At 47.5% G+C, this 10,440-nt stretch carries 12 protein-coding genes; 5 read left to right on the forward strand and 7 right to left on the reverse strand.

Annotated elements, in window-relative coordinates:
* Positions 1–53: 53 nt before the first annotated feature.
* Positions 54–308 (reverse strand): hypothetical protein, encoded by a 255-nt coding sequence (locus MOX91_RS02425; protein ID WP_370396481.1) that lies wholly within the window; start codon positions 306–308, stop codon positions 54–56.
* A 173-nt stretch (positions 309–481) separates the two neighbouring features.
* Between MOX91_RS02425 and MOX91_RS02430 the strand changes: the two genes are divergently transcribed.
* The gene (locus tag MOX91_RS02430) at positions 482–1,684 is read left to right on the forward strand and encodes a pyrophosphate--fructose-6-phosphate 1-phosphotransferase (RefSeq protein WP_370396572.1); all 1,203 of its coding nucleotides are present in this window, start codon (positions 482–484) and stop codon (positions 1,682–1,684) included.
* 64 nt (positions 1,685–1,748) lie between these two features.
* Here MOX91_RS02430 and MOX91_RS02435 read toward each other — a convergent pair whose 3' ends face one another.
* From MOX91_RS02435 to purU, 4 genes are all read right to left on the reverse strand, one after another.
* Positions 1,749–1,925, reverse strand: coding sequence for a hypothetical protein (locus MOX91_RS02435; RefSeq protein WP_370396482.1), 177 nt, complete (start codon positions 1,923–1,925; stop codon positions 1,749–1,751).
* Between the two features lie 254 nt (positions 1,926–2,179).
* Positions 2,180–2,749, reverse strand: coding sequence for an orotate phosphoribosyltransferase (pyrE, locus tag MOX91_RS02440; protein WP_370396483.1), 570 nt, complete (start codon positions 2,747–2,749; stop codon positions 2,180–2,182).
* 12 nt (positions 2,750–2,761) lie between these two features.
* Positions 2,762–3,247: an NUDIX hydrolase gene (locus tag MOX91_RS02445; RefSeq protein WP_370396484.1), complete on the reverse strand. Its 486-nt coding sequence runs from the start codon at positions 3,245–3,247 to the stop codon at positions 2,762–2,764.
* Between the two features lie 11 nt (positions 3,248–3,258).
* The gene (gene purU, locus MOX91_RS02450) at positions 3,259–4,125 is read right to left on the reverse strand and encodes a formyltetrahydrofolate deformylase (protein WP_370396485.1); all 867 of its coding nucleotides are present in this window, start codon (positions 4,123–4,125) and stop codon (positions 3,259–3,261) included.
* Between the two features lie 184 nt (positions 4,126–4,309).
* Between purU and panC the strand changes: the two genes are divergently transcribed.
* The 4 genes from panC to MOX91_RS02470 are packed head-to-tail and all read left to right on the forward strand — an operon-like array spanning position 4,310 to position 8,159.
* Positions 4,310–5,152: a pantoate--beta-alanine ligase gene (gene panC / locus MOX91_RS02455; RefSeq protein WP_370396486.1), complete on the forward strand. Its 843-nt coding sequence runs from the start codon at positions 4,310–4,312 to the stop codon at positions 5,150–5,152.
* A 43-nt stretch (positions 5,153–5,195) separates the two neighbouring features.
* On the forward strand, positions 5,196–6,803 hold the full coding sequence (gene nadB / locus MOX91_RS02460) for an L-aspartate oxidase (RefSeq protein WP_370396487.1): 1,608 nt from the start codon (positions 5,196–5,198) through the stop codon (positions 6,801–6,803).
* Positions 6,803–7,645 carry a hypothetical protein gene (locus MOX91_RS02465; protein WP_370396488.1) on the forward strand — a complete coding sequence of 281 codons (843 nt, stop codon included), beginning with the start codon at positions 6,803–6,805 and terminating at the stop codon, positions 7,643–7,645. Before nadB ends, MOX91_RS02465 begins: the two co-directional genes overlap by 1 nt.
* A 1-nt stretch (position 7,646) precedes the next feature.
* Complete coding sequence (locus MOX91_RS02470; protein ID WP_370396489.1) at positions 7,647–8,159, forward strand: adenine phosphoribosyltransferase; 513 nt, start codon at positions 7,647–7,649, stop codon at positions 8,157–8,159.
* Here MOX91_RS02470 and MOX91_RS02475 read toward each other — a convergent pair.
* Both MOX91_RS02475 and MOX91_RS02480 read right to left on the reverse strand, forming a co-directional pair.
* Positions 8,149–9,459, reverse strand: coding sequence for a bifunctional folylpolyglutamate synthase/dihydrofolate synthase (locus MOX91_RS02475; protein ID WP_370396490.1), 1,311 nt, complete (start codon positions 9,457–9,459; stop codon positions 8,149–8,151). The genes MOX91_RS02470 and MOX91_RS02475 overlap by 11 nt on opposite strands.
* A complete protein-coding gene (locus tag MOX91_RS02480; RefSeq protein WP_370396491.1) occupies positions 9,460–10,422 on the reverse strand; it encodes an ROK family protein in 963 nt (320 codons plus the stop codon). It lies immediately after the preceding gene.
* Between the last annotated feature and the right edge of the window lie 18 nt (positions 10,423–10,440).

The following is a 10,440-nucleotide window of genomic DNA, read 5'->3' on the forward strand; positions in this document are numbered from 1 at the left end:
AAAAAACGGACGCCTTAAAAAGCATCCGTTTAAAAAGAGGTATTGTGTAAAAATCAATAGTCTTCGATGGAGAGAATGCCCCAGAAGAGTTGCAAACGGTCGCCCGAGGGGATTTCCATGCCTGCAACTTCGTCAGTCGTAAGCCTTATGCCCATGGTGTCGGTTGCCGCGAAGCATGCGGGTTCAAAAGTGTAAATTCCCCATGCCGTTGACTTTTGGTGTGCCGTTGTTGTGTTCGAAGTGCAGCCTGTCAAAGAAAAAGACGCAACTGCAAATGCGATTAAAGATGCAAATTTAAGAATTTTCATAAGATAAAGCCTAATGGCTTGATTTTTAAAATCAACAAAAAAGTGAAAAAATTTTCTTTGAGCGCAATGTTTTAAAAAACTAAACGGTTTTTTCGGGTAATTTTGTTTTATATTGAAAAAAACTTGCGCGAAGCAAAAACTTGGGCATAATTTTTTCTTAATTTTTTATTTAAATCATGAAACCTAAAAAAGTTGGCATTCTGACAGCCGGCGGGCTCGCCCCCTGCCTTTCAAGCGCGATAGGCGACTTAATTCAACGCTATTCGGAAATCGATCCGTCTATTGAAATCATCTGCTATCTCGGCGGATACAAGGGGCTTCTTTTGGGGCAAAGCGTGAAAGTTGACGCAAACATGCGTTTAAATGCGCACGTCCTTTTGAAGTACGGCGGCTCGCCAATCGGCAATTCCCGCGTTAAGCTCACTAACGTGAAAGACTGCGTAAAGCGCGGCTTGGTAAAAGAAGGTCAGGATCCGCAAAAGGTCGCCGCAGACCAGCTCGTAAAAGACGGTGTTGACGTTTTGCACACTATCGGCGGAGACGATACCAATACCGCCGCCGCGGACCTTGCAAAATTCTTAAAGGAAAACAACTACGAGCTAACTGTCATCGGTCTTCCCAAGACGATCGATAACGACGTCTATCCCATTACGCAGAGCCTTGGTGCATGGACTGCCGCAGAAGAGGGCGCGAAGTATTTTTGGAACGTTGTAAGCGAATCCACCGCAAACCCGAGAATGCTCATCATCCATGAAGTCATGGGCAGAAACTGCGGTTGGCTTACTGCGAAAACCGCGCACGAATACCGCAAGATGCTTAAAAATGCGGAATGGCTGCCATCTATTGGCGTATCTCAAAAACGCCGTGACGTCCATGCAATTTTCATTCCCGAAATGGAAATCGACATCAAAAAGGAAGCCGCCCGTTTGAAGAAGATTATGGACGAGGAAGACTGCGTAAACATTTTCATATCCGAAGGCGCCGGCGTAAAGACGATTGTTGCCGAAATGGAAGCACGCGGCGAAAGCGTTCCGCGCGACGCGTTTGGGCACGTCAAGCTCGATGCGGTAAATCCCGGCAAGTGGTTCGGAAGCCAGTTTGCGGAAATGCTTGGAGCTGAAAAAGTTTTGGTTCAGAAGAGCGGATATTTTGCCCGCGCGGCGGCTTCAAACGCGGCTGACTTAAACCTCATAAAGAGCTGTGCCGACTTGGCTGTCGAATGCGCCATGCGCCGCGAAGGCGGGGTTATCGGACATGACGAAGACCAAGGCTGTGTTTTGCGCGCAATCGAATTTGAGCGCATCAAGGGCGGCAAGCCGTTCAACACTTCTTTTGAATGGTTCCAAAATATGCTTGCTGAAATCGGGCAGAAGTAAGTCTTTTGTTCGGGTATTAAAAAAGGGAAAGCTTTGGGCTTTCCCTTTTTTTGTTTTTTGAAAATCAATTTAAACAGGCTTTTGCAAATTTAAAAGATGCGGCTTTTGCAATTTTTCTGTCGGGAAGCCCGCGAAGTCCAAGATAGGAATTTCTTTGGATTGCAGACGTTTCGGTCTTTTTGCTTTCAAAAGAATAAGTGTATATTGTACCGAGCGGCGACTTTAATCTGTTTCTTTTCATTGGTATAAAATTTCGGGGTTATTGTCTTACAAGGGAACAGACAAAGATATTTAAAACTTGTTCCGCCAAAAATAAAAAAATTCAATTTGTCTTAAACGCTTCATAACCCCGCAAAAACAGGGAGTGTTGAAATTTTCAAATCGCTTTTCTTTGAAAAATTTTGCTTTCAAAAGCTTAAAAATTCGTAGCGTTGGGCTTTTGCATAAAAAAGGCGCGCATAAATTCTGCGCGCCTTGGGAAAACGAAGAAAGCTTTTATGAACCTGGGTGTTCCGCGGGAATTGCGGCAAGCTCTTTCGGAAGCTTGTCGGCTTCGTAAGTCGGGAATGAAAACTCCAAGAGACTTGCGCACGGGACTTCAAACTTCGCCTTTCCCGCGCTTCTGTCAACCAAAACCGCGACGGCGACGGGAGTTCCGCCGTTTTCCTTGATTATTTGCAAGCATTCGTCAACCCTGCCGCCCCTTGTGATTACGTCTTCCACGACCAAAAACCTTTCGCCTTTTGAGATTTTAAAGTTGCGGCGGAGCGCGAGGTTCCCGTCAACTTTTTCGGCAAAAATGAAGCGTTTTTTCAGCTGTCTTGCAACTTCCTGTCCCAATACCAAACCGCCCATGGCGGGAGCCAAAACGGCGTCGTAGTCGTCGGGATTGAGCTTTTTTACGAGCATTTCCACAAGCTCTTCAACTCTGTCCAAGTGTTCGCAGACCCTTGCGCATTGGAAGAAATGCCCCGAGTGCAGACCGCTGCGGAGAATGAAATGCCCTTCCATGAGGGCTTTTGTTTCGCGGAATATGTTAAGTATTTTTTCGTCTTCTTTTTTCATATTTGCCTATTATTAAATTTGCTCTTCAATTATTGCGCGCAGTTCCTTTTGGGGGGAGCAGTCTGCGCGGATTGCCGAAAATCCGCCGCGGGCTTCGTCCCACAGTTTCCAAATGAATTTACGGTCGGTTTCGGGGATTTTTATGGAATTTATCTCCTCTCTCGAAAAGAATTTAAAACGCCCTTCGTCTATTTCGGGAGGCAAGCTTGGCATGGGTTTTTTGCAGTCGAACAAAAACATCAGCCAGTTTGTCGAGCCTTCATAGGCTTTTTCGCTAATCATTGAGAAGAGGTGCAGGTCGCTTTCAGTCAGATGAAGCCCGATTTCTTCATGAGTTTCGCGAATTGCGCATTGGAATGGCGATTCTCCGTCTTGCATTTCAAGCTTGCCGCCGATGGGAGACCAGGAGTCTTTATTCGGCTCTTTTTTTCGCTTGATAAGGAGCAGTTTTCCCGACGGATTTTTTACAAAAACAAGGACTGATATTTTAAAATCCATCTCGAAAAATTCTAATCGAACACCACGGTTTTGTTTTTGTAGGCAAGTATGCGGTTTTGCAAGTGCCAACGGACAGCATTTGCCAAAACAGTGCGTTCAAGTTCCCTGCCTTTTCGTATTAAGTCTTCGACCGTGTTTCGGTGCGATATTGTGGTGACATCTTGCGCTATAATCGGGCCCTCGTCCAAGTCGGCAGTCGCGTAGTGTGCGGTTGCTCCTATGATTTTAACTCCCCTGTGGTATGCCTGGTGGTAGGGCTTTGCGCCAGCGAATGCGGGCAGGAAGCTGTGGTGTATGTTGATTACGGGTGCGCCACAGTTTTTCAGAAAATTCGGGGACAAAATCTGCATGTACCGCGCCATTACAATCAAGTCTGCGCCGTTTTCTTTCAATATGCGCATTTGTTCGGCTTCCGCCTCTTCCTTGTTTTCTTTCGTGACGGGCACGCAGTAGAATTTAAGCCCCAGCATTTCGCTCATTTGGCGAAGCTTTTCATGGTTTGAAATTACGCAGGTGATTTCGCAGTTTAACTCTCCCATTCTGCATCGCATTATTATGTCGAAGAAGCAGTGCTCGAATTTCGAAACCATAATGGCGACTTTCGGCTTTTTTGATGATGTTGAAATGACAGTTTCCATTCCGAGTTCGCCTTCGGCAATATGCTTGAAAAGCTCGATTTCGTCTTCGACATTGCCCGCGGGCTCCCACTCGACGCGCTGAAAGAATATGCCGTTTTCGTTGTCGTGGTGCTGGTCTGCGTGGTGGATATTGCCTCCACGCGCGTAAATCCAGCCTGATATTCTCGCCACGATTCCCGGTTTGTCAGCCCCGTGCATCAGGGCTATTATGCGCTCTTTCTTTGCGGAAGTTTCTGCCATTTTCGATTTCCTTTTTAACAAATGTTGCCGAAAAAATTCTGCTTGTAAGCAATTTTCACAGTATCGCAAATTTTATGCAGATTTTGCAAGCTCCAATTAGGCGGAACAGGCGATATTATTTTTGTTAAATTGTTGATTTTAGAAAATAAAGTGCCAGTATATTCATAAAACAAGGGGAATAGCCATGAAAATAATACAAACTCCGCAAGAAATGTCGGCATTTTCCGCGCAAATGCGCAGGGAAAACAAAAAAATCGCGCTTGTTCCCACAATGGGCGCACTTCACGAAGGGCATTTGAGCCTTATTGACATCGCGAAGAAAAATTCCGACATCACAGTGGTTTCTATTTTCGTAAATCCGACCCAGTTCGGTCCGAACGAGGATTTTTCAGCATATCCGCGCCAGCTTGAAGAAGACGCGAAGGCTTGCGAGGGCAGGGGCGTTGACGTGGTGTTTGCGCCTCTTGCGTCGTCCATTTATAAAAAAGACGCCTCCACTTGTGTCGTTGAAGAGGAAATAAGCGCGAATTTGTGCGGCAAGTCGCGCCCGACCCATTTCAGGGGGGTCACGACGGTGGTCGCAATTTTGTTTAACATCGTAAAGCCCGACGTCGCAGTTTTCGGCGAAAAGGACGCCCAGCAGGTTTCGGTAATAAAAAGAATGGTGCGCGATTTGTTCATGGATGTTGAAATCATCCGCGCGCCTTTGGTGCGGCAGGAAAACGGGCTTGCGCTAAGCTCTCGAAACAAATATCTGCACGGCATGCAGCTTGAAACCGCTTGCAGGCTTTCGGAATCGCTTAAAGTCGGCAAAGCCATGGTGGAGGAGGGTTGCCGAAACATCGACAGGGTAAAGGCTGCGATAGTCAACAGCCTTGCAAAGTCGTCCAGAATACGCGTTATTTATGTGGAAATCGTCGATGCAGAAACATCGCTTCCCGTCAAGGAGCTTGTGCCCGGCAAATGCAGGGCGGCGATAGCCGTTTGGCTCGACCAGACGAGGCTTATCGACAATATGGTTTTGTAGAAAACGCGGAAAATGTTTTTCTTTTGAAAGAGCGCGAAAAAAAATGGAAGAAAATTTCGACATAGTTGTTGTTGGAAGCGGCATTGCGGGGCTTAGCTTTGCAATCAAAACGGCGAGGCTTGGCTACAAGGTCGCAATCGTGACCAAGAAAAAAAGCTCCGAGACAAACACGAACCACGCGCAAGGCGGCATTGCAAGCGTGACAAGCTCTTGCGACGATTTTGAATCGCACGTCAAAGACACTCTTATAGCGGGCGACGGGCTTTGCCACGAAGATGTCGTTAGGGCGATAGTGACATCGGGTCCGAACCAGATAAAAATGCTTATGGCAGACGGCGTTCCGTTCTCCCGCGAGGCAGACGGCTCTCCCGCTCTCGGCAGGGAAGGCGGGCATTCCCAGCGAAGGATTTTGCACGTCAAGGACTATACGGGAAGGGCGATAGAAGAGGCACTGCTTGCGTACATCAAGGGAAATCCCAACATAAAAATGTTTGAGCACCACTTTGCGGTTGACTTGATAACCGAATCCAAAGTGGGTATTGCAAACAGCGCGGACGAAAACAGGGTTTTGGGCATTTATGTTTTGGATACCGCGGCTGACGAGGTGCGCACCTTCAAGGCGAAGGCAATAATGCTCTCCACGGGCGGATCTGGCAGGGTGTACTCTTTTACGACAAACCCCGACATCGCCACCGGCGACGGCATTGCAATGGCATACCGCGCGGGTGCGGAAGTCGCGAATTTGGAATTTATACAGTTTCACCCCACCGCCTTGTATTCCAATGAAAACGAAAGATTTTTGATTTCGGAAGCCGTGCGCGGAGAGGGCGCGGTTTTGCGCAATTCAAAGGGCGAGGCGTTTATGTCGAAATACGACGAGCGCGCCGACTTGGCTCCAAGAGACATTGTTGCGAGGGCAATAGACCAGGAAATGAAGCGTCTTGGAACTCCGCATGTATGGCTTGACATCACAAAGTTTTCGCGCGAGCACTTGCAGGACAGGTTTCCGCAGATTTTCGAGCATTGCATTGAAAGGGGCATCGACATTTCAAAAGACTATATGCCTGTCGTTCCCGCCGCTCACTACCAGTGCGGCGGCGTAAAGACGAATTTGGACGGCGCAACAAACATAGGCGGGCTTTACGCCTGCGGCGAGGTCGCATGCACAGGGCTTCACGGCGCAAACCGCCTTGCGAGCAATTCGCTCTTGGAGGCGGTTGTCATTGCCGATAACGCCGCTAAAGCAGTGCACGAATACATACGTTCGTCTTCTTTTGAAAACTCAGGGCATATTGCAAGCTGGGTTTCCGGCAACGTCCGCAATCCCGACGAGAGGGTCATTTTGCAGCACAACAACGAGGAGCTTTGCCGCACCATGTGGGACTATGTCGGCATTGTGCGCACCGACAAGCGTTTGCAGCGCGCCTTGAACCGCGTCAACAATTTGTATCGGGAAATTGACGAATACTATTGGAATTTCAAGGTCGAGCCGAGCCTGCTTGAACTTCGCAACAAGGTTTTGGTTGCGCTTCTTATCATACGCTCTGCGATGTCGCGCAAGGAAAGCAGGGGGCTTCATTACACCCTCGATTATCCCGAAAAATCCGACAAGATAAAAGACACTGTTTTAAAGAGAACATTTATTCCTTGATGAGAAAAATAGTTTTCAGTTTATGTATGGTTGTTTGCGCAATTTTTGCGGCAATCATCTTGCATAAATTATTGAGCCTTTATTTCTGCTCGCGCATTTACGACAAAAAAGAGGCGTTCGCCCAAACTCTCTTTGATAAAGACAACGCCGCTCTTGCCGCCTATGCCCGAAATTCGGAAAAAACTTTTGATTTGTGCCTTTCAAATTCTAAAAACGCCGTTTCTGATTTCTTGGCGGCGGCGCAAAAAATTCAGGGGGACGAAATTTCAAAAGAAGAAATGCGCGGGCTTTTGGAAGTCTATAAAAATTCAATCTTTAAAGACGAAAACGTTGCGGGCATAAAAAAGTTTTATTTCGATTTTTTGGACAGCCTGAGCGTGAACAAGAACGAGTTTTCCTTGGCTTTCGCGAGGGAATTCGGTAGCGAAAATCCCGATTTGGTGTCTGAAAACGCCAACGCCCTTTCCGCGAACATGGATTTTTACCTTTTCGATTTTTACAATGCGGCGTCTTACGAAAGCCAAATGGAGACAATCGTGCTTGCTTTCATAAATTCAATGAATTGCATTTTTAAGGATAAAGGGGTGAGTTTTGCGATGAAGCCGAAAGAAAAAATCACCCATGAGGACAGGATTTATAATTGTATTGAATGCCAAATTCTGTCTCCCCAAAAGAAGTCGAACATTCAGAATTTTTCAAAATCTTTTGCGGATGCGGTTGAAGCGTCTTTGAAAAAGGCAAAAGAGGCGTTTTCGCTCAGCGTAGAAAACGGCATATCCCAAAAGCTTTCCAAGCTCCACGACAAGGCTTACAAGAGAATAATAGGCATATACTTAAAATAAAATGGATATAGAAAAACACATCGCGGTCGTAAAGGATTTCCCAAAGAAGGGCATAATATTTAAGGACATATCTCCGATATTTTTAAATCCGAACGCATTTTCGCAGCTTATTGACGAGCTTGCGGCAAGCGTCAGGGATTTGGGCGCAACCAAAATATTTGCGGCTGAAGCGCGCGGATTTTTGTTTGGCGCGCCACTTTCGATTAAGCTTGGCTTGCCTTTGGTTCCCGTGCGCAAAAAGGGCAAGCTCCCGCGCGAGACGGTTGAAGTTTCTTACGGTCTTGAATACGGCACCGACACTTTGTGCGTGCACTGCCAAGACGTTCAGCCTCAAGACAAGATTTTGATTTTCGACGATATTTTGGCTACGGGTGGAACTGCAAAGGCGATGTGTTCTCTCGCAGAAAAACTCGGCGCGGAAGTGGCGGGCTGCGCGTTTATAATGGAGCTTTCATTCTTAAAGGGCAGGGAGCGTTTAAACGGTGTTGAAGTCCGCTCGATGCTTATCGAGTAGCTGAATTTTTCGGCGGAAGAATGTCTTGCAGAGCGTCGCAGTTTTTGCCGCTTATTCGCGCCAAAACTTCGCCTGCGAGATAGCATGAGCCCGTGCAAACAACGAGTTTGCCTTCGTATTCGGATTTTATTGAGTTTTCCGAAAACAATTCTTGAACGCTTGAATTTTCGGTTTTGACGCCGGAATTCTTTGGCATACATTCTTTAAGCTCGTCGAAACTTAGGGCGCGGTCTTCATTCGGCTTTAAAAATATTATTTTTTTTGCGTGGCGTGAGATTGTTTCCAGAAGCGGGATTGCGCGTTCTTTGCCTAAAATTCCGCATGCGATTACGGGCTTTTCGCCGCCGTTTTTTTCCGAAAGCAGTGTCAGGTTTTTGTCAAGCTCTGCCGCTCCTTCCGCGTTGTGCGAGCAGTCCAAAATGAGGGTTGAGCCGTTCTTTAACGGAATTTTCTGCCACCTCGCCGCCCAGAATGTCTCCAAAATCGCGTCTTTTGCAATCGCTTCTGAAAATTCGATTTCTCCCAAATTGCCCAGTATTTTGCATGTCAAAAAGGCAAGAGCGGCGTTCTTCTTCTGGTAGAGCGCGGGCATTGAGGTGTCGAACTCGGGGGAAGATGTGAAATAGTCTTCGAGCTTGTAAAGCGGGGCGTTTTTTTCGCGCGCAATTTTTTCTATTTCAAGCATCGCTTCTTTGGGCAAAATTCCGCAGGCAACGGGTGTATTTTCCTTTATGATGCCCGCTTTCTCCCTTGCAATTTCAGGCAGGGTTTCGCCCAAATACTGCATGTGGTCAAAGCCTATCGAAGTAATTAGGCTGATTTTAGGCTTTATGATGTTGGTTGAGTCGAGCCTTCCGCCAAGCCCCACTTCTATGACGCTCCAGTCTGCCTTTTTATGCTTGAAGTATTGGAAAGCGAGGGCAGTGATGTATTCAAAAAAAGTGGGGGAAAGGTCGGGGTTGTCCGCAGAAATTTCTTTTGCCGCCTTGTCCAAAAAATCAAATTCCGACTCAAAATCAAAATCTGAAATTTCCTTGCGGTTAAGCTGTATGCGCTCGTTTATTTTCAGAAGGTGCGGGGACGTGAAAAGCCCGCAGGCAAAACCGTGCGCGCGCAAAATCGATTCGATGAACGCCGAAGTCGAGCCTTTGCCGTTTGTTCCGGCGACATGCACGAGCCTTGCCGAATTTTGGGGGTCGCCGAGAGCGCGGGCAAATTCGCGCATTCTGTCGGTCGAAAACTTTGAGCCGCCCCCGCGTAGCGCGTAAATGCGCTCTTTTATTGCGGAAATCTTTTTCATTCAGACTTCGCGTTCAACCGCGTCCCAAACAAGGCTTGAAGAGCCAAGTATTGCCGCGTCGCTTTCAGGCAGCTGCGACGGCACTACTTCGATTTTACCTTTCCAAATCGGGTAGAGGTTTTCGTCCAGAGCCTTGCGCGTAGGTTCTAACAGAAGCTCTCCGCTCTTTACGGGGCCGCCGAAGAGAAAAATTTTCTGCGGTCTTGAAAAGGCAACGAAGTTTGCGAGGTTTTTGCCGAGAATTTCCCCCGTTTTTTGGTATGTTTCAAGCGCGATTTTGTCCCCTGCGCGGGCGGCAAGCTCGATTGCGAGCGCGTCGATTTCGTCGTACCCCTTGTTTTGAATTTGGGAACCGCCGCCGTAGAACGCCAAAAGTTCAAAGTATGTTCGTTTTATTCCCGTTGCGGAGGCATAGGTTTCAAGGCACCCTCTGCATCCGCAGTTGCAGAGCCTTCCGTTTGGAACTGCGCATGTATGCCCAAGCTCTCCCGCCGCGCCGTCCGCGCCGTAAAGAAGCTTGCCGTCAATTACAATTCCGCTTCCAAGCCCCGTTCCGAGCGTGATTGTTATGAAGTGTTCAAGACCCTTTGCGCCGCCGTAGATTTTTTCTCCGAGTGCGGCGGCGTTGGCGTCGTTTGTCATATAGATGTGGTGAAGCCCGAAGCGGTTGCGAAGCTCCCTTACAAGCATAAATTCGCCCTTGCCGAAAGGCAGGTTGGGGGCGTTGTCAATCGAGCCTTTGTAGAAATTTCCGTTTGGCGCGCCTATGCCTATGCCCATGCATTCGCCGTTTGAATTGTCCATCATTGCTTTTATGCGCGATGAAAGCATTTCAACGTATGATTCAAATGTCTTGTAGTCGGGTGTGTTAAATCTGTCGTGCGCCAAGACTTTTCCGCTTAGCTCAACGAGCCCTAATTTTGTGTTTGTTCCCCCAATGTCTATGCCGATTGCGTATTTCATGTATAAAAAATATTAAGA

It is taken from the genome of Intestinicryptomonas porci (genome assembly GCF_033971905.1).
In the GTDB taxonomy this organism is placed as follows: Bacteria; Verrucomicrobiota; Verrucomicrobiia; order Opitutales; family Intestinicryptomonadaceae; genus Intestinicryptomonas; species Intestinicryptomonas porci.